At 63.3% G+C, this 26,580-nt stretch carries 25 protein-coding genes; 14 read left to right on the top strand and 11 right to left on the bottom strand.

Annotation, left to right across the window (positions count from 1 at the left end; translation table 11 throughout):
• The first annotated feature begins 291 nt into the window (after nt 1–291).
• From rsxB to PQQ51_RS19890, 3 genes are all read left to right on the top strand, one after another.
• Nucleotides 292–1,182, top strand: a complete 891-nt coding sequence (gene rsxB, locus PQQ51_RS19900) for an electron transport complex subunit RsxB (protein WP_408498524.1) — start codon at nt 292–294, stop codon at nt 1,180–1,182.
• A gap of 40 nt (nt 1,183–1,222) precedes the next feature.
• Nucleotides 1,223–1,867: an endonuclease III gene (gene nth, locus PQQ51_RS19895; RefSeq protein ID WP_408498523.1), complete on the top strand. Its 645-nt coding sequence runs from the start codon at nt 1,223–1,225 to the stop codon at nt 1,865–1,867.
• Nucleotides 1,868–2,039: 172 nt separating this feature from the next.
• On the top strand, nt 2,040–2,474 hold the full coding sequence (locus PQQ51_RS19890) for a DUF1841 family protein (RefSeq protein ID WP_408498522.1): 435 nt from the start codon (nt 2,040–2,042) through the stop codon (nt 2,472–2,474).
• A 105-nt stretch (nt 2,475–2,579) separates the two neighbouring features.
• Here the strand turns inward: PQQ51_RS19890 and PQQ51_RS19885 are convergent, their stop codons facing one another.
• Both PQQ51_RS19885 and PQQ51_RS19880 read right to left on the bottom strand, forming a co-directional pair.
• Nucleotides 2,580–2,963, bottom strand: coding sequence for a c-type cytochrome (locus PQQ51_RS19885; protein ID WP_408498521.1), 384 nt, complete (start codon nt 2,961–2,963; stop codon nt 2,580–2,582).
• A 58-nt stretch (nt 2,964–3,021) separates the two neighbouring features.
• Entirely contained in the window at nt 3,022–3,390 is a 369-nt protein-coding gene (locus tag PQQ51_RS19880; RefSeq protein WP_408498520.1) for a c-type cytochrome, read from the bottom strand.
• Between the two features lie 266 nt (nt 3,391–3,656).
• Here PQQ51_RS19880 and PQQ51_RS19875 point away from each other — a divergent pair, with 266 nt between their 5' ends.
• From PQQ51_RS19875 to PQQ51_RS19855, 5 genes are all read left to right on the top strand, one after another.
• Nucleotides 3,657–4,499, top strand: coding sequence for an AAA family ATPase (locus tag PQQ51_RS19875; RefSeq protein ID WP_408498519.1), 843 nt, complete (start codon nt 3,657–3,659; stop codon nt 4,497–4,499).
• A 93-nt stretch (nt 4,500–4,592) separates the two neighbouring features.
• Nucleotides 4,593–5,768: a vWA domain-containing protein gene (locus PQQ51_RS19870; protein ID WP_408498518.1), complete on the top strand. Its 1,176-nt coding sequence runs from the start codon at nt 4,593–4,595 to the stop codon at nt 5,766–5,768.
• Between the two features lie 71 nt (nt 5,769–5,839).
• Nucleotides 5,840–7,060 (top strand): benzoate/H(+) symporter BenE family transporter, encoded by a 1,221-nt coding sequence (locus tag PQQ51_RS19865; RefSeq protein WP_408498517.1) that lies wholly within the window; start codon nt 5,840–5,842, stop codon nt 7,058–7,060.
• A gap of 273 nt (nt 7,061–7,333) precedes the next feature.
• Nucleotides 7,334–8,287, top strand: coding sequence for a transaldolase (gene tal, locus PQQ51_RS19860; RefSeq protein ID WP_408498516.1), 954 nt, complete (start codon nt 7,334–7,336; stop codon nt 8,285–8,287).
• A gap of 277 nt (nt 8,288–8,564) precedes the next feature.
• The gene (locus PQQ51_RS19855) at nt 8,565–8,981 is read left to right on the top strand and encodes a VOC family protein (RefSeq protein ID WP_408498515.1); all 417 of its coding nucleotides are present in this window, start codon (nt 8,565–8,567) and stop codon (nt 8,979–8,981) included.
• Between the two features lie 23 nt (nt 8,982–9,004).
• On the opposite strand, the gene PQQ51_RS19850 is transcribed toward PQQ51_RS19855, so the two are convergent.
• The 6 genes from PQQ51_RS19850 to PQQ51_RS19825 all read right to left on the bottom strand — a co-directional run bounded on the left by PQQ51_RS19850 (nt 9,005) and on the right by PQQ51_RS19825 (nt 14,534).
• Nucleotides 9,005–10,075 (bottom strand): FUSC family protein, encoded by a 1,071-nt coding sequence (locus PQQ51_RS19850; protein ID WP_408498576.1) that lies wholly within the window; start codon nt 10,073–10,075, stop codon nt 9,005–9,007.
• Between the two features lie 283 nt (nt 10,076–10,358).
• A complete protein-coding gene (mctP, locus tag PQQ51_RS19845) occupies nt 10,359–11,909 on the bottom strand; it encodes a monocarboxylate uptake permease MctP (RefSeq protein ID WP_408498514.1) in 1,551 nt (516 codons plus the stop codon).
• Complete coding sequence (locus PQQ51_RS19840) at nt 11,909–12,157, bottom strand: DUF3311 domain-containing protein (RefSeq protein ID WP_408498513.1); 249 nt, start codon at nt 12,155–12,157, stop codon at nt 11,909–11,911. The genes mctP and PQQ51_RS19840 overlap by 1 nt, the downstream gene beginning before the upstream one ends.
• A 285-nt stretch (nt 12,158–12,442) precedes the next feature.
• Nucleotides 12,443–13,381, bottom strand: coding sequence for a class I SAM-dependent methyltransferase (locus PQQ51_RS19835; RefSeq protein WP_408498512.1), 939 nt, complete (start codon nt 13,379–13,381; stop codon nt 12,443–12,445).
• Nucleotides 13,378–13,854, bottom strand: a complete 477-nt coding sequence (locus PQQ51_RS19830) for a DNA-deoxyinosine glycosylase (protein ID WP_408498511.1) — start codon at nt 13,852–13,854, stop codon at nt 13,378–13,380. The genes PQQ51_RS19835 and PQQ51_RS19830 overlap by 4 nt, the downstream gene beginning before the upstream one ends.
• Nucleotides 13,854–14,534, bottom strand: coding sequence for a chorismate--pyruvate lyase family protein (locus PQQ51_RS19825; RefSeq protein ID WP_408498510.1), 681 nt, complete (start codon nt 14,532–14,534; stop codon nt 13,854–13,856). The genes PQQ51_RS19830 and PQQ51_RS19825 overlap by 1 nt, the downstream gene beginning before the upstream one ends.
• 371 nt (nt 14,535–14,905) lie before the next feature.
• On the opposite strand from PQQ51_RS19825, the gene PQQ51_RS19820 reads away from it, so the two are divergent.
• Nucleotides 14,906–15,166: a hypothetical protein gene (locus PQQ51_RS19820; RefSeq protein WP_408498509.1), complete on the top strand. Its 261-nt coding sequence runs from the start codon at nt 14,906–14,908 to the stop codon at nt 15,164–15,166.
• Nucleotides 15,167–15,317: 151 nt separating this feature from the next.
• On the opposite strand, the gene htpG is transcribed toward PQQ51_RS19820, so the two are convergent.
• Nucleotides 15,318–17,216: a molecular chaperone HtpG gene (gene htpG, locus PQQ51_RS19815; RefSeq protein ID WP_408498508.1), complete on the bottom strand. Its 1,899-nt coding sequence runs from the start codon at nt 17,214–17,216 to the stop codon at nt 15,318–15,320.
• Nucleotides 17,217–17,422: 206 nt separating this feature from the next.
• On the bottom strand, nt 17,423–18,877 hold the full coding sequence (locus PQQ51_RS19810; RefSeq protein ID WP_408498507.1) for an aminotransferase-like domain-containing protein: 1,455 nt from the start codon (nt 18,875–18,877) through the stop codon (nt 17,423–17,425).
• Nucleotides 18,878–19,179: 302 nt separating this feature from the next.
• Between PQQ51_RS19810 and PQQ51_RS19805 the strand changes: the two genes are divergently transcribed.
• The 5 genes from PQQ51_RS19805 to PQQ51_RS19785 all read left to right on the top strand — a co-directional run bounded on the left by PQQ51_RS19805 (nt 19,180) and on the right by PQQ51_RS19785 (nt 26,055).
• Nucleotides 19,180–19,869: a VOC family protein gene (locus PQQ51_RS19805; RefSeq protein WP_408498506.1), complete on the top strand. Its 690-nt coding sequence runs from the start codon at nt 19,180–19,182 to the stop codon at nt 19,867–19,869.
• A gap of 74 nt (nt 19,870–19,943) precedes the next feature.
• On the top strand, nt 19,944–21,140 hold the full coding sequence (locus PQQ51_RS19800; RefSeq protein ID WP_408498505.1) for an aminotransferase-like domain-containing protein: 1,197 nt from the start codon (nt 19,944–19,946) through the stop codon (nt 21,138–21,140).
• A 76-nt stretch (nt 21,141–21,216) separates the two neighbouring features.
• Nucleotides 21,217–21,681, top strand: coding sequence for a RidA family protein (locus PQQ51_RS19795; RefSeq protein ID WP_408498504.1), 465 nt, complete (start codon nt 21,217–21,219; stop codon nt 21,679–21,681).
• Between the two features lie 702 nt (nt 21,682–22,383).
• A complete protein-coding gene (locus tag PQQ51_RS19790) occupies nt 22,384–24,726 on the top strand; it encodes a bifunctional diguanylate cyclase/phosphodiesterase (RefSeq protein ID WP_408498503.1) in 2,343 nt (780 codons plus the stop codon).
• Nucleotides 24,727–24,846: 120 nt separating this feature from the next.
• Nucleotides 24,847–26,055 (top strand): chromate transporter, encoded by a 1,209-nt coding sequence (locus tag PQQ51_RS19785; RefSeq protein WP_408498502.1) that lies wholly within the window; start codon nt 24,847–24,849, stop codon nt 26,053–26,055.
• Between the two features lie 29 nt (nt 26,056–26,084).
• Here PQQ51_RS19785 and PQQ51_RS19780 read toward each other — a convergent pair whose 3' ends face one another.
• Complete coding sequence (locus tag PQQ51_RS19780) at nt 26,085–26,543, bottom strand: CopD family protein (RefSeq protein ID WP_408498501.1); 459 nt, start codon at nt 26,541–26,543, stop codon at nt 26,085–26,087.
• Nucleotides 26,544–26,580: the final 37 nt, after the last annotated feature.

The following is a 26,580-nucleotide window of genomic DNA, read 5'->3' as shown; positions in this document are numbered from 1 at the left end:
ATTGGGGAAATCGGCGATAATGTGCTATTTAGTTCAAGCCCAGCGCCCGCACATACTCGTCGCCAAATGCGCCGCCATTGACGTCTCTATAGCTGTCCGTATTTGCCTATATTGATGCGTATGCGCGCATTTGCACGCTACTTTTGGCTCGCCGCGTTTGCCAGATGCGCTTTTGCCAACCGTGCTTTTGCCAACTGCTAGTGCCGTGCTTATGTGCCGCCCCCAGCCTGCCGCGCGTTTTCCCTAACCGGGTGCCGCAAGCTGTGCTGCGACGAGGCAAGCCCCAACGTCGTGACCGTGATCGATTCCAATACACTCGCAGACCGCATCGAAGATCTGCTGCCCCAAACGCAATGCACGAAGTGCGGCTATCCCGCATGCCGCCCCTACGCCGAAGCCGTCGCGCGCGGCGAGGCCAATTACAACCAGTGCCCGCCCGGCGGCGCCGAGGGCGTCGCGCGGCTCGCGTCGCTGCTCGGCAAACCGGTGATTCCGCTCAATTCCGCCAACGGCATCGAACGGCCGCGACCTGTGGCGGTTATCGACGAACAAGTTTGCATCGGCTGCACGTTGTGCATGCAAGCATGTCCGGTCGATGCAATAGTTGGCGCACCGAAACAGATGCATACGGTGATCGCCGAGCTCTGCACCGGTTGCGATCTGTGTGTGCCGCCGTGTCCGGTGGACTGCATCGCGATGCCGCCCGTCACCGGCGAAGCAACCGGTTGGGACGCGTGGAGCCCAAGCCAGGCCGACGCCGCGCGCGAGCGCCACAACCGTCGGGAAGCGCGTCTCGCACGCGAGCGCGAAGCGGCCGAAGCGCGTGCTGCGGCGCGGCGAGCAATCGGCACGGCACCGGCAGCGGACGCTCCCGATGCCGCGAAGGCGTCGAATGTCGCAACAACCACCGCCAACGCAGCCGCGCCCGCAGCCCCCGCTGCGGACGACGCCGAAGCGAAGAAACGCGCGATCATTCAGGCCGCGCTCGAACGGGCGCGTCAGAAGAAAGAGGAACTGGCCGCCAAAGGCCAGGGCCCGCTGAACACCGAGCGCGTCAGTGCCGACGTGCAGGCGCAGATCGACGCGGCCGAGGCACGCCGCCGCCGTCTCGGTCTCGCCGCAAACGACGTGAACAACGCGGACGACGCGAACGAAGCCGACACGCCGTCCACGAAACATTGACGCTCGCCGCCATTCAACCTCTCTAACCGCCACGTTGCGCATGAACGCGAACAAACGCCGCGCCATCTACGAGACGCTGCAAAGTCTCAACCCACACCCGACGACCGAACTCGAGTACACGACACCGTTCGAACTGCTGATTGCCGTGTTGCTGTCCGCGCAAGCCACCGACGTATCGGTCAACAAGGCGATGCGCAAGATGTTTCCGGTTGCGAATACGCCGCAGAAGGTTTTCGATCTCGGCGAGGAAGGGGTCACCGGCTACATCAAGACGATCGGCCTCTATCGGACCAAAGCGAAGAACGTGATCGCCACGTGCCGGATTCTGCTCGATCAGTACGGCGGCGAAGTGCCGGAGGATCGTGAAGCGCTCGAAAGCTTGCCGGGCGTCGGGCGGAAAACGGCGAACGTGATTCTGAATACCGCGTTCGGTCATCCGACCATCGCCGTCGATACGCATATCTTTCGGGTTGCCAATCGAACCGGCCTCGCCCCCGGCAAGGACGTGCGCACGGTGGAAACAGCGCTGGAGAAATTCACGCCGGCCGAGTTCAAACAGGACGCCCATCACTGGCTGATCCTGCATGGCCGCTATGTGTGCAAGGCGCGCCGGCCGGAGTGCTGGCATTGCGCGATCGAGCCGCTATGCGAGTTCAGGCCGAAGACGCCGCCACCGGATCTTTGAACGACGCGCCTGGGTGAGTTGGCGCAACCCGCGCTGCGCAGCCGCGGTCCATTCCATCAAGACCACCTGGCCGTACAAGCGAGCACCAGCAAGCCACACAGCCCCGGCGTAAAATGCCCGCTTGACGTGCTGATGCACGTCCACGCCCCACACTAAACACACCGGTCCCACGATGTTCAATCCCAGCCGCGACGAAGTTCGTCTTTTTTTCACCGACACCTGGCGCAAGCAGCGTCAAGGCGAGATTCTGACGCCGCTGGAAGCGATCGCCGCCGACTGGATCGTCGAACACCCCGAATACCACGCCGACCTCACGCGTAGCGAAGCCGCACAGTCTCAGGAATACTCGCCCGAGCGCGGCCAGACCAATCCGTTCCTGCATCTGTCGATGCATCTCGCGATCACCGAGCAATTGTCGATCGACCAGCCGCCGGGCATCCGCGCGGCTCACGAGCGCCTCGCGGCGCGTCTCGGCTCGACCCACGAGGCGCAGCACGCGATCATGGATTGTCTCGGCGAAACCATCTGGGAAGCGCAGCGCACCGGCACGCCGCCGGACACCGACGCGTATTTGCAGCGCATCGAGCGCCGCGCCACACGCGACTGAACATCACCCAACACGCCTAAAACCGTTTCACCGCCCAAAAACAGAACACCCCGCCGAAGCGGGGTGTTCTGTTTTTGTAACCGGCGCGAAACCGCGCGAGCAAGCTTACTTCTTCTGGACCAGATCGCCGTTCAGCGATTCGATATAGGCCGCGATGTCTTTCATGTCGCTTTGCGACAGGCTCTGCACCTGCGCCTGCATGATCGCGTTGTTGCGACCGAGGTGCGGATTGCCGTTGCCCATCTGGTACTGACGCAGCGCCCAGTACACGTAATCGGCGTGCTGACCCGCGAGCTTCGGATATTCCGGGCTCACCGGCTTGTTCAGGTTGATGCCGTGACAAGCCGCGCAATTATGGCTTTCGGACAACACCTTGCCGTTGCCGGCGTCGGCCGCATACGCGCCATTCGCTGCAGCCAGACCGAACACCGCCGCCGCTGCACATGCAGTCTTGAACACCGTGTGGAGTGCCTGTTGGGGCTTATTCATGAATTCTCCTATCCCGCGAATTGAATTGCCGAGTGACTGGATGGACGAGCGCAGCCGATCACTTGTCGGGATTGTTTTTCGAAGAGGAATTTTGTGCTGCGTAGTAAGCAGCGATGTCGGCGATGTCCTGGTCGGACAGCGACGCGGTGATCGCGCGCATCGTTTCGAAGTGGCGATCGCCCTTCTTGTAGCCATGCAACGCGTTTTCGAGGTATGCCTGATTCTGGCCGCCGAGCTTCGGCACGCGGTAGACCTCAGGGTACGCGGTGCGGTATTCGGGGATGCCGTGGCAGCCGATACACATTGCGACCTTGCCCTGGCCCACCTTCGCATTACCCACCACATCCGCTGCCTGCGTGCTGACCGTATAGCCCGCGAGCACCGACAGCGCTGCGATCATGACGTGTTTGCCGACGAGTTTATTCATAGCATATAACCTGGCATGAGGGGAAACGGGCGCCCGGAATGGCAACGGCCCGCGCCGTTCTTCTTATAGGGTAGCCACGCAGGCCAAAAAAATCGGGCTAATTGTACCGCGACGCTGCGCCGAACGTCCACCAAGCAAGGCCCGACGCACGCCAGCCGGGGCTTGCCGCCGCCCGAAGCCGCGGGTGAAACCATACGCGAGCCTGGTTCAGCGCAACAGGCCTTCTGACTTATACTGGGTTTTTTCCCGAAAAAGAGCATCTCGCCATGCGTTTCGAAGGCTCATCGCAATACGTCGCCACGGACGACCTCAAGCTCGCGGTCAACGCCGCGATGACGCTGAAACGCCCGCTACTCATCAAGGGCGAACCCGGCACCGGCAAAACCATGCTCGCCGAAGAAGTCGCCGCCGCGCTCGGCATGCCGCTGTTGCAGTGGCACATCAAGTCCACGACGAAAGCACAGCAGGGTTTATACGAATATGACGCTGTGTCGCGCCTGCGCGATTCGCAACTCGGCGACGAGCGCGTCAAGGACATCGGCAACTACATCGTCAAGGGCGTGCTGTGGCAGGCGTTCGACGCGGACCAGCAAACCGTGCTGCTGATCGACGAGATCGACAAGGCCGACATCGAATTCCCGAACGACCTGCTGCGCGAGCTCGACCGTATGGAGTTCTACGTGTACGAGACCCGCGAACTGGTGCGCGCAAAGCACCGGCCGCTCGTCATCATCACGTCGAACAACGAGAAGGAACTGCCGGACGCGTTTCTGCGCCGCTGCTTCTTCCACTACATCAAATTCCCCGATCCGGTGACGATGCAGCAGATCGTCGAGGTGCACTACCCCGGCATCAAGAAAGACCTGCTCGCCGCGGCCATGCAGAGCTTCTTCGAATTGCGCAACGTGTCGGGCCTGAAGAAAAAGCCGTCCACGTCGGAACTGCTGGACTGGTTGAAGCTGCTGCTCGCCGAAGACATTCCGCCCGAAGCGCTGCGCTCGACCGACCAGAAGCAGATCATCCCGCCGCTGCACGGCGCGCTGCTGAAAAACGAACAGGACGTGAGCCTGTTCGAGCGGCTGATCTTCATGAACCGCAACAACCGTTAAGGCCATGCGTCCCGTTAGCGCGCCGTGGCCGAACACGCCACGCGGCGCGCCGAATCCCACCCGGAACACCCGGAACGCAGCGGAGGACCCAGCATGCTGATTGACTTCTTCTACTCGCTGCGCGCCGCCAGACTGCCGGTGTCGGTGAAGGAATACCTGACGCTGCTCGAAGCGCTGAAGGCGAACGTGATCCCGCCGTCGCTGGACGATTTCTACTATCTGGCACGCCTCACGCTGATCAAGGACGAGCAGTATTTCGACAAGTTCGACCAGGCGTTCGGCGCCTATTTCAACGGCGTCGCGCTCGCTTCGGAACTGGCCTTCGACATCCCGCTCGACTGGCTGAAGAAGAAGCTGCAACGCGATCTGTCGCCGGAAGAAAAGGCGCAGATCGAAGCGATGGGCGGCCTCGACAAGCTGATGGAGCGCCTGAAGGAACTGTTCGACGAACAGAAAGAGCGCCACGAAGGCGGCAACAAATGGATCGGCACGGGCGGCACGTCGCCGTTCGGCAATGGCGGCTTCAACCCGGAAGGCGTACGCATCGGCGGCGACGCGGCGGGCAATCGCACCGCGGTGAAAGTGTGGAACGAGCGCGCGTACCGCGATTACGACGACCAGGTCGAAATCGGCACGCGCAACATCAAGGTCGCGCTGCGGCGTCTGCGCCGCTTCGCGCGCGAAGGGGCGGCCGAAGAACTCGATCTGCCCGACACGATCCGCAGCACGGCGGCGAACGCCGGCTGGCTCGATATCCGGATGGTGCCGGAGCGGCACAACAACGTGAAAGTGCTGATGCTGCTCGACGTGGGCGGCTCGATGGACGATCACATCAAGCGCACCGAAGAGCTTTTTTCCGCCGCCAAGGCCGAATTCAAGCACCTCGAGTTCTACTACTTCCACAATTGCGTGTACGACTTCCTGTGGAAGAACAACCGGCGCCGCCACGCGGAGCGCGCGCCCACATGGGACGTGCTGCACAAATTCACGCCCGACTACAAGCTGATCTTCGTCGGCGACGCGACGATGAGTCCGTACGAAGTGCTGCAGCCGGGCGGCTCGGTCGAGTACAACAATGCCGAGGCCGGCGCCGTGTGGCTGCGCCGTCTCGCCGATCATTTCCCGCATCATGCGTGGCTCAATCCGGAGCCGGAAGGCTTGTGGGCCTACCGGCAGTCGGTCAGCGCGATTCGCGACGTGCTCGGCCACCGCATGTATCCGCTCACGCTCGCCGGCCTCGAGACAGCCATGCGCGCGTTGAGCAAGTAGTGCGCGTTGTTGTGCAGCTTGTGCGCTACAACGCGTCGCCGTTTTCACTCCAACTATAAAAAAGCATCCGTATGAGTCCATCTTCATCGCCCGATCTGTCCCCTGCCCGCGCGCACGCCGGCCCGCTCAGACCGTTCGCCGACACGTCGCTGTCCGCGATCGTCGCCGGCTTCGTCGCGATGATGACGGGCTATACCAGCTCGCTCGTGCTGATGTTCCAGGCGGGCCAGGCCGCGCATCTGAGCGACGCACAGATTTCCTCGTGGATCTGGGCGCTGTCGATGGGCATGGCGGTCTGCACGATCGGCCTCTCGCTGCGGTTTCGCGCGCCGATCGTCATCGCATGGTCGACGCCCGGCGCGGCGTTGCTGGTGTCGTCGCTGCCGCATGTGGCTTATCCCGAGGCGATCGGCGCGTTCATCGTGTGCGCGGTGCTGTTGACGGTGGTCGGACTGACCGGCTGGTTCGACACGCTGATGAAAAAGATTCCGGCGGGCATCGCCGCCGCGTTGCTGGCGGGGATTCTGTTCGAGATCGGCATCGAAATTTTCCGCGCCGCGCAATTCCAGACCGCGCTCGTGCTGACGATGTTCTTCACCTACCTGATCGTCAAACGCATTTCACCGCGCTATGCGATCGTCACGACGCTGATCGTCGGCACGATCGCCGCGGGCGGGCTCGGGCTGCTCGATTTCAGCCGCTTTCATGTTGCGCTCGCGCATCCGGTGTTCACGATGCCCAGCTTTAGCGTGGCGGCCAGCATCAGCATCGGGATTCCGCTGTTCGTCGTCGCGATGGCGTCGCAGAACGTGCCGGGCATCGCCGTGCTGCGCGCGGACGGCTACACCACGCCGTCCGCGCCGCTGATTTCGACAACCGGCATCGCGTCGCTGCTGCTTGCGCCGTTCGGCTCGCACGGCATCAATCTTGCGGCGATCACAGCGGCGATCTGCACCGGCCCGGAAGCGCACGAAAACCGCGACAAGCGTTACACCGCCGCGGTCTGGTGCGGCATTTTCTATCTGATCGCCGGGATTTTCGGCGCGACGATCGCCGCGCTGTTCGCGGCGTTGCCGAAGGCGCTGGTGGTGTCCGTCGCGGCGCTGGCGCTGTTCGGCTCGATCATGAGCGGCCTCGCCAACGCGATGCAGGACGTGAAGCAGCGCGAAGCCGCGCTGGTCACGTTCATGGTGACGGCCTCCGGCCTCACGCTGTTGTCGATCGGCTCCGCGTTCTGGGGGCTGGTGGCAGGCGTACTGACGCAACTGGTGCTGAACGCGCGGCGCGCGTGAATCGTGCGGGACAGTCTGCGACAATAAGCGCCTGCGGGTTGTATCGCGCCGCCGGCACCCAACAATCCGTTTGAACGGATCGCCGGGGGCAAGTGTCAATACTGCATCAGGCGATACGCCATAGAATAGAAGCATCCGGCAGCGTTTCCCGGCAACATGGCGGGCAGACGCTGCAGCGTGACCCGCGGCCGCCGGCACCCGGCTGTTGTTCGAGTGCGGCGGCAACCTCATTTCTCCCGAACCACGGCGCATCCGCGCCCTGAAGGCCCGAACATGACAACCGCACTCGAGCAACTCAAGCAATACACCACCGTCGTGGCCGATACCGGCGACTTCCAGCAGCTTGCGCAGTACAAGCCGCAGGACGCGACGACCAATCCGTCGCTGATTCTGAAGGCCGTTCAGAAAGACGACTACAAACCGCTGCTCGAAAAGACCGTCAAGGCGCATGCGTCCAAACCGGTCGGCGCGATCATCGACCAGTTGCTGATCGCATTCGGCACCGAAATCCTGAAGATCATTCCGGGCCGCGTGTCGACCGAAGTGGACGCACGCCTGTCGTTCGACACCGAGGCGTCGATCGCCAAGGGCCGCGAGCTGATCGCGCTGTACAAGGAGCACGGCATCGGCCGCGAACGCGTGCTGATCAAGCTGGCGTCCACGTGGGAAGGCATCCGCGCGGCCGAAGTGCTGCAGAAGGAAGGCATCCACTGCAACATGACGCTGCTGTTCTCACTCGCGCAGGCGGCCGCCTGTGCCGAAGCGGGCGCGCAACTGATTTCGCCGTTCGTCGGCCGCATTTACGACTGGTACAAGAAGAACGCCGGCAGCGCGTGGGACGAAGCAAAAGACGGCGGCGCGAACGACCCGGGCGTCAAATCGGTGCGTCGCATTTACGCGTACTACAAGAAGTTCGGCTACAAGACCGAGGTGATGGGCGCGAGCTTCCGCACGCCCGGTCAGATTCTGGAACTGGCCGGCTGCGATCTGCTGACCATCAGCCCGGATCTGCTGCAAAAGCTGCACGACAGCACCGAGAAGGTCGAACGCAAGCTGTCGCCGGACATCGCGCAGGGTGCGGACATCGAGCGCGTGCCGGTCGACGAAGCGTCGTTCCGCTTCCTCGTCAACGACGAAGCCATGGCGACCGAAAAGCTTGCCGAAGGCATCCGCGCGTTCGCCGCAGACGCGGTGAAGCTGGAAAAGCTGATCGAAGCGCTGCGTTAAGCGTTACCTGCGCCGGCTGATGGTTGCCGGCGTGCGAGAAACTCGCGGCTCTGGGCCTTCCGGTTCAGGGCCGCGCGCCGTTTACCGGCCAACTACCGGTGAACTACCGACGCACTACCGGCGAACATTTCGCGGTGCTTCAGCCCACCCTACGCAATAACGTCATAAACACGGCCACAACTGACGACTACAATCGTCTTCACGCCCATTCGGTCGCGTATCCCGCTGCCGGAACGCGGCACCACAAGTGGCACCCCCAACTTCCCGGGAGACGATCATGTACGTGCAACCCTACGTGTTTTTCAACGGCCGCTGCGAAGAAGCGCTCAACTTTTACACCGAAAAACTCGGCGCCGAAGTCCAGATGAAGATGCGCTACAAGGACGCGCCGCCGGATGCACAAGCCAATATCAAGCCCGGCATCGAAGACAAGATCATGCACGCGAGCATCAAGCTCGGCTCGACGATCTGGATGGCCTCGGACGGCCATTGCGACCCGGCCACGCCGGCGATGAACGGCTTCAGCCTGTCTCTGACAGCCGACGACGCGGGATCGGCGGAGAAATACTTCAACGCGCTCGCCGAAGGCGGCACGATCAATCTGCCTTTTCAGGCCACTTTCTGGAGCAAAGGCTTCGGGATGGTAGTGGACCGTTTCGGCCTTGGCTGGATGGTGAGCGCCCCCGAAGAATAAGCAGCGCGCTTACGCGCCGCCAGCTAGGTCTTCAGCAAACTGCGCGAATGCCGCTCGATGTTCCAGTTCGGTTCGGTTTCCAGCAGGAGCACGCGTAACCGGTCCACCTGCTCCGCGAGCCGCTGCCCGAGCCAGTAAGGACCTTGAAGGTCGGGCGGCAGCTCCGGCGGCGCCTTGCAACTGAGCGCGGCGAGCGGCGACGTGGCCGGAATGCCGAAGTGCGTCGCGCGCCCAAAGCGCAAGCCCCGCGCGATTGCCAGCAGAATGCCGCGCACCGCCTGCACTTCAACCCCGCATTGCTGCGCGTACGCCGCTCGTGCCGAAGCATCCGTACGCGTCAGCGGACCGGTGGCCAGCAATTCGAGCGAACTCAGCATCGAGCGATGCAAGCGCTGGATTTCTTCGAGCCGCGCTTGCGGCACGTCGATTTCCTTCGCAACCGACGGCATCAGCGAACGCAACTGCACCAGCCGCTTGTTGATCGCCAGAAAGCGCTTCACCTGCTCGTCTTCGCTAATCGTTCCGCCTTCCAGCAAGTGCGTGTAAATCCGCGCGCAATCGCGCAGATTGGCGGCCAGCCCGTAGCGCCACGAGTAGGTCGCGTGCAGCGGCAGCGCGAACGAAAACGCGAGCGCGATCACGATCCCGATCAGCACGTTCAGCGTGCGCCACAGGCCGACGTCGATCAGATTGTCGCCGTGGCCCGCGACGATGCACATCGTGATCGCCGTCAGCAGACCGACATAACCGGACGAGCCGATTGCGAACCACGCGCAGATCGCCGCGGCGATGCACATCAGCCCGTAGGTGAGCGGCAACGATCCCGTCAGATTCTGCTCGACGATCAGCAACAATCCGATCGACGCGCCGAGCAAGGTCCCCAACGCGCGCTCCGCCGCTTTCTTGCGGATGTTGCCGTGATGCTGCAGACCGCCGATCACCACCAGCAGCGTCACCGACGACCAGATGCCGTGCGGAATATCGATACCGGTCGTCGCGAGGATCGACACCAGCATCGCGAGCCCGACGCGCAGGCTGTGCAACACCTTCGCGTGCCGGTAGCGGTAGTACGGCGACGTGATCGCGCGCACCATGCGGCTCACGGCCGGGCGGCGGCCGATCAGGGTGCGGGAACCGGTGTGGGAACCGGCGCTGGGATCGGCGTCGGAACGGCGATCGGAATCGCGGTCGCGGTCATGGTCGCGGTCTTGGTCAGAATCGGCAGAAGCCATGGCGGCTCGACTCAATGCGGTAAGGACGGTTCCGCTATCGTGCCCGGAGTGCCCCGGAAAGACAAACGCCCGCAAACTTTCGTCTGCGGGCGCTGCGTTTCGAGCGGGTGAGTGAGCGGTAAATAAGCGGGATCAACCCGCGTGCTCAGCTTTCGACCACGTCCAGATAGTCTTCCGGACGGGTACGGTCTTCGGCGCGCTGCATGCCGAACGCGCGCACCAGCAGGCTCACCACGACCGACACCACCAGGTTCACGATCAGCGACCACACCGCCGCATAGCCCGGAATCGCCAGCCCGAACAGATGAATCGTGAAGATCGAGCCGGCGAGCTTCAGCGAGATCGCCATCCACGTGCCGGTTGCGATGCCGACCGCCCAGCCGGCCAGCAGGCCGCGGTAGTCGAGCACACGCGTGTACAGACCCAGCACGATCGCCGGCAGCGTCTGGATGATCCAGATGCCGCCCAGCAGTTGCAACTGGATCGCATACGTGAGCGGCAGACCGAGAATGAACGCGACCGCGCCAACCTTGACGATCAGCGACACCAGCTTCGCGACGTTGGTCTCCTGCTCGTGCGTCATGTTGCGGTTCACGAACTCCTTGTGGATATTGCGCGTGTACAGGTTCGCCGCCGCGATCGACATGATCGCCGCCGGCACCAGCGCGCCGATGCCGATCGCGGCGAACGCCACGCCGACGAACCACGACGGGAAGAAGTGCAGGAACAGCGCCGGCACTGCGAAGTTCGGGCCGAACGCCTTGAAGTACGGCGCGAATTCCGGCATGTCCTTCACGCCCGAGGCCAGCGCCATGAAGCCGAGCAGCGCGAGCAGGCCGAGCACCAGCGAGTAAGCCGGCAGCATCGCCATATTGCGGCGGATCGTGTTACCCGACTTCGACGACAGCACCGCCGTAATCGAGTGCGGATACAGGAACAGCGCGAGCGCCGAGCCCACCGCGAGCGTCGCGTACGCGCTGTAGCCGTTCAGGCTCGACACGTCCGGCGCCTTCAGCAGCAGCTTGGCCGGCGGCACCACGCCGAAGATATGACTGAAGCCGCCCAGTTGCGGCGGAATCACGATGATCGCCGCGAAGATCGTGATGTAGATCAGGATGTCTTTGACCACCGCGATCATTGCCGGCGCGCGCAGACCCGACGTGTACGTGTACGCGGCCAGAATCGCGAACGCGATGATCAGCGGCAGATCGCCGACGAAGCCCTTGGTGTCGAAACCAAGCGCGCCGATCACCACTTCGATACCGACCAGTTGCAACGCGATGTACGGCATCGTGGCGACGATACCGGTCACCGCGATCGCCAGAGCGAGCATTCGGCTGCCGTAGCGCGCCGACACGAAGTCGGCCGATGTCACGTAGCCCTGACGTTTCGCGATGCTCCACAGTTTCGGGAACACGACGAACGCGAACGGATAGATCAGGATCGTGTACGGCAGTGCGAAGAAACCGGTTGCGCCCGCACCGAACACCAGCGCCGGCACGGCGATGAAGGTGTAGGCGGTGTACAGGTCGCCGCCCAGCAGGAACCACGTGACGATCGTGCCGAAGCGCCGGCCGCCGAGGCCCCACTCTTCCAGATGCGCGAGATCGCCGCGCCGCCAGTGCGCCGCGATGAAGCCGAGAATCGTGACGCCGATGAAAAACAGAACGAAGACGAAAGTTGCGGTGGCGTTCATTAGCGTGCGCCCCCTTGCGACTTACCCGAGTTGCCCACCGAGCGGGTCTTGGTCTTGAAGTACACGAGCGCGGTAATGATCGCGCTGATCAGCACCCACAGCAGCTGGTACCAGTAGAAGAACGGAAAATCGAACAGTTGCGGCTCGATCTTGTTGTATGACGGCACCCAGATCATCGCGATCCAGGGCAACAGCAGCAACCAGAGCCAGTGCTTGCTGGCCTTGTTCGCGTCGGCGTCGTGTGCCATGACGTCTCCTCTTCCCTATTATTGAATTGTTGGCCCGTGTGTTGACGGGTGGTGTCCATAGCGGACGGCCGCCCCGGCGGATAGGCTACGGGCGCCCCGAAAGCATCGAAAGAGTATAGGAGCCGCGAACGTGCGGTCAAGCAGGGACGACCCGAGGCGGGACGGTGCTTTTGACGTGATGAACGGGATGATGGATGCGCGTCGCGCGGGCACGACGGCCAGGCGTTGTGGCCCGCGGCATGGCATGGGGTCGAGCCGGCTTGCCCGGCTCGACTGCTCAGGTCGTCAGACCGAGAACGAGGTGCCGTTCTGTCCGGTCGATTCCTGCAAGCCTTTGATCCACTTGCGCGCCGGCAAACCGAGTTCGGCTTCGATCAGCTTCGCGCGTGCTTGCAGCGCGGTGAACGGCACGTCGAGCGCCGGACCCGAGAACGCGATCGCAATGCGATTGCCGTCATGCACTTCCGGCAGCGCGACGACGCGGCCGTCGAATGCTTCGTTCAGACGCTTCATGTTGCGCACGAAACTCGGGTGGTCGCCGAACAGGTTCACCGTCACCACGCCGGCCGGCGTCAGGCACGCGCGCACCGCACGATAGAAGCCGACGCTATCGAGCACCGGCCCGCGCGCGGTGGCGTCGTACACGTCGATCTGCAACGCGCCGATCGTGCCGTGATTCGCGCTGTCGTTGACGAAGTCCCACGCGTCCATTTCGTGCACGGTCAGACGCGCATTGTCGTGCGGCAGTTCGAACATCGTGCGCGCGGCAACCACGACCGCCGGGTTCAGCTCGACCGCTTCGACCTTCGCGCGCGTCAGGAAGCGGTGCGCGAACTTGGTCAGCGCGGCTGCGCCGAGACCGAGTTGAACGATACGCTTCGGCGTTTCGATGAACAGCAGCCAGGCCATCATCTGCTGCGCGTATTCGAGTTCGATGTGATCCGGCTTGCGCAGCCGCATCGCGCCTTGCACCCATTCCGTGCCGAAATGCAGGAACCGCACACCGCCTTCTTCCGAGAACGTCACCGGCGCGAAACGCGGCTTGCGCGGCGTTTCGATTTGCGGTGCGTCGTGCAGATCGTCGTCGAACGCGCGCTTTTTGCTGCGCACGGCTTTCTGTCGGGCCGGCTGGTTCGTTGCGCTGCCGGCGCTGTCGGCGCTGTCGGCGTCGCGATTGCGGAAGGCACGCGCTTCAGCGGAAGCGCGCTTGATCAGTTTCGTCATGTAAGGATGTCTCGCCAGAGACGCAATTTTTGGTCGAACGAGAGCATAGCATTCGCCGGACTCGACGAAGGCAAGACGAGCGTCGCGTAGCCGGCCTCGCCGATCACCGGCGCAAAGCGGCCCGCGGTTTTACCGTTGAAGCAGACTTTTTTGAGCAACGGCGCGTGCTCGCGCAGCGAAGCGAAATCGTTCGGCTGCGCATGGCGAATCGCCGAATCGAGGCTGCCTTCGCGATGGCATGCATCGAGCACGTCCCAAATGCCGATCCCGTGTGCGAGTACGCGCTCGAGCCGTGCGTCGTACGGCAATTCGTGCAGCGACGCTTCGCCGAGCACCGTGCCCAGAAGCCGCCAGAACTGGTTGCGCGGATGCGCGTAGTACTGCGTCGCCGCAAGCGACGCCTCGCCCGGAAAGCTGCCGAGAATCAGCGTGTGCGTGTGCGGCGCGACGACGGGAGGAAAGCCGCGCAGCATCAGCGTGGCTCTTTGGGCTCGGGCGCGCCATGCGCGCGCGACGCCGTATGGTCGATCGGCCGCCCATGGTCTCGCGGATGAACGGACGGCGCGGTCCGCCCGTGCATCGAAGCCGTTTGCACCGGCGACGCGAGATGCGCCCACAACGCGGGCAACATGCATTCGGTCACCATCAGCGGCGCGCCGTGCCGTTCGAACACCGAGCGACGCGCGAGCAGTGCGTGGGGTTTCGTTTCGCCGAGTTCCCGCGCGGCCAGCCGATATAGCGGATGACGCGCGGTCAATTGACGGCTCACCAGCGCCGAACGCGCAACGCTGCTGTCGCTGTACAGCAGTTCGGCGAGCGGCCGCGTGCGCAAGCGCCGGGTGGCCTGCCACACGCCCGCGCTGGCCGCGAGCGGCACGACGCTATGCGCCGCGACGAACGGCACGCCGTCGACCGACAACACCACCTCGCGGACCCACACTGGTGCGCGTGGCGCGAGGCCGAGCGCGGCATGCTCGTCGGCCCACGGCAGCGCGAGCGCTTCGCGCGTGACGCGCACCGCGACCGCGCCGAGCGCGCGCAGATGCGCGGTCAGCGAACCGCCGCGGGTCAACCAGTCTTTTTGAGCGGCACTGAAGCCGGCTAGGGGCGCGACGCGCCAGTGGGCGTCGGCGGCATCGAAACGGATAGGCATGGTGTCCGATTATAACGGCGCATCTCTGAATGGATCGTCGTGGAGGGCAATGCTTACAACCGTTCGGTGACGCGCGCGGGATCGTCGCGCCGAGGTTTTTCGCGCGACCAGATCACATTAAGACTGAATCGGAAAACCGAGATTCTGCACTTATTCAGCTTGTGAATTTCAGAAAACGCTTTATTTCTCCGAAACCGAAACGCGTGAAATTAGGACGAGTCCGGATTTTTTAAGCTCATAAATCAATCTCAATTTAAGGTCATTGAAGATAGTTAATTAGTTAACCATAATTATTTTTCAGACGACTTTTTCACCCGCAACGGGCTTCGTCTGAATCGACAACAACACTAACCATTGAAGGCTTGAATACTATGAACCTGAAGGAAACATCCGCCCGTATCGCACATCTGGCTTCGGTCGTTCTACGTCGTGTGGGCGCATCGCATCTGGAAAAGGAACTCGCCGGTTCGGCACTGTCGCAGCATCACACGTCGAAAGAAACCAGCAAGGCGATCGGCAGTCTCGCGGCCAAAGTGTTGGCCGATATTCACTCTTGTGCGGAAGCCAAGGAACTGGCCGGGTCCGTGCTCTCGCAGGTGAATCATCTGAGTGGGCAGGCGCCTGCACGTTGAGCGCCGGGCGCCAAGCGCTCGCGCGCGATGCGCTTGAACGCGAACGCACGGGCAAAAAAATGCGCTGCCGTTCAGCGAGGCAGCGCATTTTTAACTTTGTTTACCCACCGGCGTCAGTCAAACGACGCCGGTGTTATACAAAAACCCGCGCTCAACCCGCACGCGCGAGCAACAACGCATTGGTCCGTTTCACAAAGCTCGCCGGATCTTCCAGCGCGCCGCCTTCAGCAAGCAGCGCCTGATCGAACAGCAGATGGCACCAGTCGTCGAAATTCGCGCTCTCCGCGTGCAGGCCCTTCACCAGCGCATGCTCCGGGTTCACTTCGAGAATCGGATGCGCCGACGGCGCCTGCTGACCCGCTGCCTTCAGCATGCGCTGCAGATAGCCGCTCATTTCGCCGTCGTCGGCAACCAGGCAGGACGGCGAATCGGTCAGGCGGAACGTCAGACGCACGTCCTTGGCCTTGTCCTTCAGCGCTTCCTTCATCTTCTCGACGAGCGGCTTCAGCTCTTCGCCGACCTTCTCCTGCGCTTCTTTTTCCTCGTCGTTCAGCGCGCCGAGATCGAGGTCGCCGCGCGCGACGCTTTGCAGCGGCTTGCCGTCGAATTCGTTCAGGAACGACAGCATCCATTCGTCGACGCGATCGGTCAGCAGCAGCACTTCCACGCCCTTCTTGCGGAACACTTCGAGGTGCGGGCTATGGGTCGCGGCCTGCCAGGTATCGGCGGTCACGTAGTAGATTTTCGTCTGCTCGGGCTTCATGCGCGCGACATAATCGGCGAGCGAAACAGTCTGCTCCGGCGTTTCCGTATGCGTGGAAGCAAAGCGCACCAGCTTCGCGATCCGCTCGCGGTTGGCGAAGTCTTCGCCAATGCCTTCCTTCAGCACCTGACCGAATTCCTTCCAGAAGCCGGCGTACTTTTCCTTGTCGGCGTCGTTGTCCGCGTTGGCCAGATCTTCGAGCATCGACAGCGAACGTTTCGTCACGCCTTCGCGGATCGCCTTCACATCGCGGCTTTCCTGCAGAATTTCACGCGACACGTTCAGCGGCAGATCGGCCGAATCGACCACGCCTTTCACGAAACGCAGATACGCGGGCAGCAGTTGCTCGGCGTCGTCCATGATGAACACGCGCTTCACGTACAGCTTCAGGCCGCCGCGCGAATTGCGGTTGAACATGTCGAACGGCGCGTGAGTCGGCACGTACAGCAGTTGCGTGTACTCGCTGCGGCCTTCGACGCGGTTATGCGTCCACGTGAGCGGGTCCTGGTGATCGTGCGCGAGATGCTGGTAGAACTGCTTGTACTGCTCTTCGGTGATGTCGTTCTTCGAGCGGGTCCACAGCGCGCTGGCCTGGTTGACGGTCTCGTCTTCGTCCTTCGTGACCATCTCGCTCTTTTCGGCGTCCCACTCTTCTTTCGCCATCAAAATCGGCAGCGCGACGTGGTCCGAGTACTTCTGGATGATCGCCTTCAGACGATGCGCCGACAGCAGGTCGTCCTCATCGGCACGCAGATGCAGCGTAATGGTCGTGCCGCGTTGCGCGCGCTCGATCTGTTCGACCGCGAAATCGCCTTCGCCCGCGCTTTCCCAACGCACGCCTTCCGAGGCCGGCACGCCGGCGCGGCGCGTTTCGACCGTGATCTTATCCGCGACGATGAAGCCCGAGTAAAAGCCCACGCCGAACTGGCCGATCAGCGCCGCGTCTTTCTGCTGATCGCCCGACAGCTTGCCGAAGAATTCCTTGGTGCCCGAACGCGCGATCGTGCCGAGGTTGGCGATCGCTTCGTCGCGGCTCATGCCGATGCCGTTGTCTTCGATCGTGACGGTGCGCGCCGCTTTGTCGAACGACACGCGAATGCGCAGATTCGAGTCGTTTTCGTACAGGCCGCTGTTTTCGATCGCTTCGAAGCGCAGCTTGTCGGCTGCGTCGGACGCGTTCGAAATCAGCTCGCGCAAAAAGATTTCCTTGTTGCTGTACAGCGAATGAATCATCAGATGCAGAAGCTGTTTCACTTCTGCCTGAAAGCTCATGGTTTCTTGTGCCATGGTCGGATTTCCTCTCTGTTGCGAATGGGATTCAAAAACGGATTCAAATCGGGGCTGGCGCCCGGTGGCTGACCACGCGAGTCGCCGCTGCCGCTGCTGGCGGACCCGGAATCGTGCAGGCCGCAAGGGCTTGCGCCGTGGCCTGGTCTCGTGTTGAACCTGAGCCGCCGGATCGTGCGGCTAGATTGGGACAACCGGCAGCGCTTTCAAGAGGCGCGCCGCGCGACGCTGTCCAGATACCGGCACAGAAAGGTCGCCAGTTCCGGATCGCCGCAGTTGGCAATGTTGAAGCGCATCCACGTGGTGGGCGACTGTTGCGGCGAAAACAGGCTGCCGGGCGTGAGCAGAAAGCCGTCCTCGTGGCCGGCAGCCGCCAGCGCGTCCGCATCGACGCCGGTGTCGGCCCACAGGAACAGGCCCGCCGTCGGCGTCAGGAACAATTTCAGGCCGGTCTTCTCCAGCATCCGCACGGACTTTTCGCGCACGCCGTCGAGGCGCGCGCGCACCCGCTCGACATGCCGCCGATAGTGGCCTTCGGTGAGAATCTTGTAGAGCACGCGTTCGTTCAGCTCGGGGCTCGTCATGCCGACCAGCATTTTCTGATCGGCCACCGCGGTGGCCACCTCCGGCGCGCACGCGATGAATCCCACGCGCAGATTCGGCGCGAGCGTCTTCGAAAAACTGCCGAGGTAGATCACGCGCTTCAACTGGTCGAGGCTTGCGAGGCGTGTGCCCGGATAGCCCGGCGGGCACAAGTCGCCGTAAATATCGTCTTCGACGACGATGAAATCGTAGGCCTCGGCCAGACGCAGGATGCGGAACGCCTGCGCGGCCGTCAGCGAGGTGCCGGTCGGATTCTGCAGCACCGAATTGATTACCAGCATTTTCGGCCGCCAGGTCTGCACGAGCGATTCCAGCGCGTCGAGATCGGGACCGTCCGGCGTGTACGGCATCCCGACGAGGCGCGCGCCCTGCGACGCGAAACGCCCGAACATCTGGAACCAGGCCGGATCGCCGACGATCACCGCATCGCCCGGCTTCACATAGATGCGCGAAATCAGGTCGATCGCCTGGGTGACGCCGGAGACCATCACGATCTGATCGGGCGCGACGCCGATTTCGAGCTCTTCCAGGCGGGTCTGCAATTGCTGGCGCAGCGGCAGAAAGCCTTGCGGTGTACCGATCCCCAGCATTTGCGCACCGGACTGCCGGCCGAGCGTGCGCAACGCGTTGGTGATCAGATCGCCGTCGAGCCAGCGCGCCGGCAGGAAACCCAGACCCGGGCTGCGCTCGGGGCGCGCGCTCGTGTGCAGCATATTGCGCAGGAGCCAGACGACGTCGAGCGTGGCGGACAGCGGCGCCGCGTCGGCCGCGGGACGAACCTCAGCGGCCGCCGTGCCCGCCAGCCGCTCGCGCACGTAGAAACCCGAACCACGCCGCGATTCGAGAAAACCCTGCGCGACCAGCCGTTCGTACGCCTCGACCACGGTAAAACGCGACACGCCTTTGTCGAGCGCCAGCTTGCGGATCGACGGCATGCGCATGCCAGGACGAAACACCCGTTCCTCGATCCGGCGCCGCGCCCACTGGACGAGCTGTTCGACCAGTGTCAGCGATGCGGTGTCGTGCGGGGCGGGAATCTGGGCAAGCGAGACGGACATGGCGGGCTCCAACTGTACCGAACAGTATCGAGTCGATTGTACCGTTACTGTGCAGGTCGCCGCCGTTACATTCAAGACTAGATTTGAGATAAGCGACGGCTGACAGACGAGCTGACAGACGGGCTGATAGATGCGCATCACAAGGTGCACAGCCGCGAATTGGAGATAGCGAGCGCCAAGGCGCCGGCCGCTCCTGCTGGCCCGCCGGTCCGGCAAACGGTTATGCTTATGGCCCCGGCAGCGCTGCCGCCCGATCCCGGCGCGCGCGCCGGCTCCCGCTGCAACCGCTTTCCCGACCTGCCATGACCGCCCATTCGCTCCGTCTCGATCACCTCGTGATTTCCGCCCGTACCCTCGACGAGGGCACGCAGTACGTCGCCGATACGCTCGGCGTCGCGCCGGCCGGCGGCGGTGCGCATCCGCTGATGCGCACCCACAATCGCCTGCTGGGCCTATGGGGCGGCGTGTATCTCGAGGTGATCGCGATCGATCCGCAGGCGGCCGAACCGGCCGACGACGCCGCGCGCCGCCCGCGTCTGTTCGCGCTCGACGACCCGGCGACACACGCACGGCTCGAACAGGGCCCGTATCTGTCGCACTGGGTCGCGCGGGTCGAACGCCCGAAGCAACTCGTGGTCTGGCAAACGCAGTATCCGCAACGCATCGCGCCGATCGTGACGATGTCGCGCGGCGAGTTGAGCTGGGGCTTGTCCGTGCCAGACGACGGCGCGTTCCCGGCATGGCAGGGCGCTGGCGACGGCGTGCTGCCGTCGCTGATCCAGTGGGATTCGACGCGGCATCCGTCGGCGCTGTTGCCGGAAAGCGGGATCTCGTTGAAAGCGCTGAAGGCCACGCATCGCGACGCGGATGCCGTGCAGGCTCAATTGCAATGGCTCGGCGCGACGCATCTGATTCAGCTGCAGTCCGCCGACGACGCCGCGGCGCTCGTCGCCGAATTCGAAACACCTGACGGTCTACGGACCCTCAAATAAGCCCCCCGCGCGGGTCGCCGACTCGCGCGATAATCGAAGTTTTGACTGTTCCAGCGATACCAGCAGAGGAGACCATGGACCAAAGCGACTTGAAAGCCCCTACGTGGCAATTGTCCGAACGCGCACGCAAGCTCACGAGCTCGGCGATTCGCGAGATTCTGAAGGTCACGGAGCGGCCTGAAGTCATTTCGTTCGCGGGCGGTCTGCCTTCGCCGGCCACCTTCCCCGCCGAGCGCATGCGCGAAGCATCCGACCGCATTCTGCGCGACGCGCCCGCCGCGGCGCTGCAATACAGTGCGACCGAAGGCTATCTGCCGTTGCGCGAATGGATCGCGAAGCGTTACTCGGTCAACGGCGCGCAGATTCGCGCCAGCCAGGTGCTGATCACGACCGGCTCGCAGCAGGCGCTCGATCTGCTCGGCAAGGTGCTGGTGTGCCCGGACAGCCCCGTGCTGGTCGAAACGCCGACCTACCTCGGCGCGCTGCAATCGTTCTCGATGTACGAGCCGTCCTACGTGCAGGTGCCCACCGACGAGCAAGGTCTGATTCCCGCCGGCCTCACGCCCGAACTGACCGCCGGCGCGCGCCTGTTGTACGCGCAACCCAACTTCCAGAATCCGACCGGCCGCCGTCTGCCGGTGGAGCGCCGCCGCGCACTCGCCGAGTTCGCGAAGACCGCGCCGTTCCCGGTGATCGAAGACGACCCGTACGGCGCGCTCGACTACGCGGGCGAACCGCTGCCCACCATGTTGTCGATGGCGCCGGACCACATCGTCCACCTCGGCTCGTTCTCGAAGGTGCTGGCGCCGGGTCTGCGGGTCGGCTACATCATCGCGCCCGAAGAGTTGATCTTCAAACTGGTGCAGGCCAAGCAGGCCACCGATCTGCACACGCCGAGCTTCACGCAGCGCATTGTTTATGAAGTGATCAAGGACGGCTTCCTCGACACGCACGTGCCGACCATTCGCGAGCTGTACCGCGACCAGTGCGCGGCGATGCTGGCTTCGCTCGAACGCTATATGCCGGAAGGCGTGAGCTGGAATCGTCCGGAAGGCGGGATGTTCGTGTGGGTCGATCTGCCGCAGCACATCGACAGCATGAAGCTGCTGGAAGAAGCCGTCGCGCAGAATGTCGCGTTCGTGCCGGGCGGTCCGTTCTTCGCGAACGAAGCCCAGCACAACACGCTGCGCCTGTCGTTCGTCACGGTGCCGCCGGCGAAGATCGACGAAGGCGTGTCGCGTCTCGCCGCGCTGATCCGCGCGAAGGTTTGACGCCGTAACCGGCACGGCTAACGGTCCGCGCGCCATTCAGCGCCACTTAATCCATTACCGAAGCAGAGGACACACCATGGCTCAAACGAACGTGTACGACAAGCTCAAGGAACTGGGCATCGAATTGCCGGGCGCAGGCGCGCCGGCAGCAGCCTATGTGATGAGCGCCCAAAGCGGCAACAACGTGTACCTGTCGGGTCACATCGCGAAGAAAGACGGCAAGGTGTGGGCGGGCAAGCTCGGCGCCACGCTCACCACGGAAGAAGGCAAAGCCGCCGCGCGCTCGATCGCGATCGACCTGCTCGCCACGCTGCACGCGCATGTGGGCGACCTGAACCGGGTCACGCGCATCGTCAAGCTGATGAGCCTCGTCAACTCGACACTCGAGTTCACCGAGCAGCATCTGGTCACGAACGGTGCATCCGAACTGATCGCCGACGTGTTCGGCGAACGCGGCAAGCATGCGCGTTCGGCGTTCGGCGTCGCGCAGATTCCGCTCGGCGCGTGCGTCGAGATCGAGCTGATCGCCGAAGTCGAGTAAATCCCTTACGCCGGCTTACGGGCCGGGCGGTATGAAACGCGTCGCGAGGTGTCCATCACCCGCGACGCGTTTTGCATTTTGATATTTGTGGCAAGGTGGATCGTTCACCCATCCCCAGGTAGAATCCGCGAACCACACACCCTGCTGGATTCGCCGGACGCCGCCCGATGCCCGCCCACACCGTTCGTTTCAAGCAGATCGACGCCACTTCCAGCCGCGCTCAACCCCAAAACGCCGCATCACTCACTATGGATGCGCAATGCATGCTATGCGGTGCGTGAGAGGCCTGGCACACCTGAACACCGGAGCGCGGGAATACCCGCTGGCACACTACCGGCCACAGGCATGCCGCCCCCCGGATCGCCTGCCGCCACAGCGCACCACCCCGAATCCCGATAAATCATTCGGGACGGTTACCGGATTTCGCTTCCACGGGGAGCCGCGTGCGTTGCGCAACCGGGCGTTCGGGCCGCGCGCCCGCGCCCGCGTATACCCGATGGTTGGGCACTTCCTTAAACGGGTGGCATTCAGTAATATCGAAACGTATCCGATGACCTTTGGACGGTCAGGCACCACGCCGCCACGCTCCCTTCCCCCGCGCAGCAGTTCCGGCGCCTTGGTCACCATGCAGCCATCCATGAAATCAGCGCAGTCGATGTTCGAGCAGTTGCAACCGGACAGCACCGGCGCACAGGCTGCCCAATGAGCCAGCCCCGCTTCTCCGACCAGCGCGAGGCCAAAACCCGGCGCGACCCCGCGGTGTCGCGCCGCCGCGCGCTGCTTGCGATTCCCGCGCTTGGCGTGCTGGTGCTGATCCTGCTCTGGACGGTCATCTTCGCGCGCCTGTCGGTCGAGAAAGAAGCCACCTATCGTGAAGCGATGGCCTCTGCTGCAATTCTCTCCGCGGCGCTGGAGCAGCATACGGTGAAGGCGATTCACCAGGTCGACCAGATCACGCGCTTCGTCAAATACGAGTTCGAGAAGACGCCGAATCGTTTCGATCTGGCCAGCACGGTCGAAAAAGGTGTGGTGCAAAGCGAAACGCTGGTGCAGGTCTCGCTGATCGACGAACACGGCACCTTGATCGCCAACACGGCCGAACTCAATCCGAAACACATCGACCTGTCCGACCGCGAGCACTTCAAGGTCCACGAACACGAAAACGACGACCAGTTGTATATCAGCAAGCCCGTGCTCGGCCGCGTGTCGGGCCACTGGACCTTGCAGATGACGCGGCGCCTGAATCACCCGGACGGTTCGTTCGCGGGCGTGGTAGTGGTGTCCGAAGACCCGAGCTATTTCACCAGCGACTTCTACAACAACGCGGCAATCGGCCGCGAAGGCGTGATCGCGGTGATCTCCGACAACGGCACCGTGCTCGCGCGGCGCACCGGCAGTGCGGACAGCGTCAACGGCACGTTCTCGGCGAGCGGTTCGTATCCCACTTCGGAACACGTGTCGGGCACTTACGTCGACTCGATCGACAACGTCACGCGCATCGTGTCGTACCGGCATATCGACGGCTATCCGCTCGGCGTGCTGGTCGGCCTCTCGCAAGCCGAGGAATTCGCCGACTACAACCACACGCGCAACGTCTATCTGCTGATGGCCGGCTTCATCTCGCTCGCGATGCTGAGCTTCTTCGCGGTCGCCACCGGTTTGATCGGCAAGCTGCTCGGCCGCGAACGCGAGATGACGCATCTCGTCGAATACGATCTGCTGACCGGCTTGCGCAATCGCTACGCAACGTTGCAGAGCCTGCGGCACGACGTCGCGCAACCGGCCAATCTCGGCCACCTCGCGATTCTCTTCATCGACCTCGACAACTTCAAGACCGTCAACGACACGCTCGGCCACAACGCCGGCGACATCGTGCTGCAAATGACCGCCTCGCGCCTCTCGGCCGCGGTCAGCGACGGCGGCGCGTTGAGCCGCATCGGCGGCGACGAGTTCGTCGTCGTGATCAAGGGCGACGATGTGGAAAAGCGCGCGGTGACGCTCGCCGAAGCCGCCGCCGAAGCATTCGCGAAACCGTTCGAAGTGCGCGGCAGCTCGTTCGTGCTGCACGCGAGCATTGGCATCGCGCTGTACTCGGTCGCGAACGAAAGCGAGATCGACCTGCTGAAAAAAGCCGACCTCGCGATGTACAGCGCGAAAGACGCCGGCAAGAACTGCTATCAGTTCTTCTCGCCGCAGTTGTCGCACCGCGCGGACCACCTGATGAAGTGGGAGCAGCAACTGCGCGTCGCGCTCGCCGAAGGGCAACTGTTTCTTGCCTATCAGCCGAAGATCGATCTGACGCGGCGTTGCATTACCGGTTTCGAGGCGCTGGTGCGCTGGAATCATCCGCAGCACGGGCTGATCCCCGCGAACGAATTCATTCCGGTCGCCGAATCGACCGGCCTGATCGTGCCGATCGGCGACTTCGTGATCGAAACTGCATGCCGCCAGTTGGCGCTGTGGCAGCAACAGGGCTACGACACGCTGTCGCTCGCGGTGAATATCTCGGCGGTGCAGTTCTGGCGCGGCGACCTGTACGAAACGGTCTCGCACGCGATCGAAGAAACCGGCATCTCCGCGCGCCGCCTCGAACTCGAGATCACCGAGACCGCGATGATGGAATATCCGGAACTCGTCTCCGAAAAAATCTTCGCGTTGAAGCGCCTCGGCGTGCGGATCGCGCTCGACGATTTCGGCACCGGCTATTCGTCGCTGTCGTATCTGAACCGCTTCTCGGTCGATACGCTGAAGGTGGATCGTTCGTTCATCCAGGCAATTCCGGGCGACCGCAGCGTCTGCGTGATGGTCACCGCGATCGTCAATCTGGCGCGCTCGCTGGGGCTCACCGTGGTCGTGGAAGGCACCGAAACCGAAGAGCAGATTGCGTGGCTCGCCGCGCTCGGCCATATCGAGGCGCAGGGTTTCCTGTTCTCGCGTCCGGTGCCGGTCGACGCGATTCCGGCGCTGCTCGAACGGTTCGGCGTATGCGGAATGGCGGAACGCCGTGTCGAACATATTGCCGATAACGCCGGCACCGCCCCATAAAAAACGACGACATTCACGCAATACCGCAACGCACGCGCGATGCCACCCACCGGCCGCGCCAATCTCATATAACGATGATCCCGGAGGACGGGCGCCTGCATACCGGGCGTCCGCGAGGCCATGCAGACGATCACAAGCCAGGATGCAGCCAGACGAGGTGAACGGGAGCGGCTATGGACGCTGTTTCGCGTCGTGCTCGGCTTGTCGGCGCTGTCGTGGGGCGGCCTTGCGCTGATGGCGCAACTGGAGAACCACTATGTCGAACGCGAAGGGAGACTTTCGCGCCTCGCCTTCTCCGATCTGATCGCGCTCGCGTGGCTGGTGCCGGGGCCGGTCGGCTGCAACGTCGCCGTGCAACTCGGCCATGTGCTGCGTGGACGCGTGGGCGCATGGGTGGCGGGCATCGCAAGCGTGCTGCCCTTCTTCACGCTGATGACGTTGTTCGCGATCTTCTATCGAACGCCGCTCGTGCGCGCCGCCGCATCGGAAACACTGCTCAATCACTTCAGCGTGGTGCTGGCCACGCTGATCGCGATCACCTGGTACAAACAGACGCGCGCGCTGGTGCGCGGCAAGCTCGAATGGATTGCCGCCGTGCTCGGCTGCGTCGCGCTTTTCTATGCACGCAGCCCCGCGGCGTATGTGCTGATGCTCGGCGCGGCGTTCGGCACCGGCTGGCTGGTCAGCCCGGTGCGCAATACGCGCATTGCGGTGTCGCTCGGACGCGGCGACTGGCGCCTGCTCGCCTGCCTGTGCGTGTTGCTCGCGCTGTTCGCGCTGCCGTTGCCGCATCGCTATGAACTGGCGCTGCTGTGGCCGCGGCTCGCCGGCGCGGGCATGACGCTGTTCGGCGGCGGCTTCTCCGCGCTGCCCGTGCTCAAGACGCTGTTCGTCACGCCGGCAATCGGCATCTCGGACAACGACTTCACGCTGGCGTTTTCGTTATCGCCGCTGTCGCCGGGGCCGCTTCTGAATGTGGTGCCGTTCTTCGGCTATCTGGTGGACGGCTGGCTGGGTGCGCTGATTGCCACGCTCGCACTGTTCGTGCCGTCAGGCTGTCTGGTGGTGCTGGCGCAGCGGCATCTGCATCAGTTGAAGGCCAATCCGCGCTTCGAACATGGGATGCGAATCCTGCGTGCGGTGACGACGGCGTTTCTCGCGGTGGCCGTGCTTCGCATTGCCGGGCACGTACCGTTCAAACCCGTGTATCTGGTGACCGCATTGTTTTCCGGCATGTGCTTCGCGAAGCTGAGGGTGCCGGTGTATGTCGTGTATGGCAGCGTGGCCGTGGCATGCGGCCTATGGCTGGCCTACGGCGCGACGCCGTAGGCTGTGGGTTTGCAAAGGGGAAGCCCGCGTCAGAAACCGCGCGACAGCACCGCGACGCCGATCGTCACGACGCCGAGCACGATGTTCACCAGCACCAGACGCCGGATCGTGCCCACCGCCTGCGCGCCGTCGGGCCACTTCTGCGCCTGAACCGCGCGGCGAATGCGTGGGAACACGGCAAAACGGATGTGCCCGAAGATCAGCATCATCACGATGCCGAGGCCGGCCATTGCATGCAACGGCCACGTGGCATAGCCGCCACCGTATTGCATCAACAGGAAGCCGCCCGTCAGAAGAATCACTAGCACGGCAGCGGCGACCCAGTTGAAGAAGCGGCCGAACACGGATTCCCACAAAGGCAGCCGCAATTGCGGCGAAAGATCGGCAATCGCCGGGCGCAGGCAGAAATGCGCGAAGATCATCCCACCAACCCACACCGCGACGGCCAGCAGGTGCAGAAAGAGCGCGAGTTCGATAGCTTTGTTCATGTTGTTTTCCTCTCTCCCGACAATGCCACACCGCTTA

The organism is Paraburkholderia xenovorans (genome assembly GCF_046030735.1).
GTDB lineage: Bacteria > Pseudomonadota > Gammaproteobacteria > Burkholderiales > Burkholderiaceae > Paraburkholderia > Paraburkholderia xenovorans_A.
This window is presented reverse-complemented; position numbering and strand designations above follow the sequence as displayed.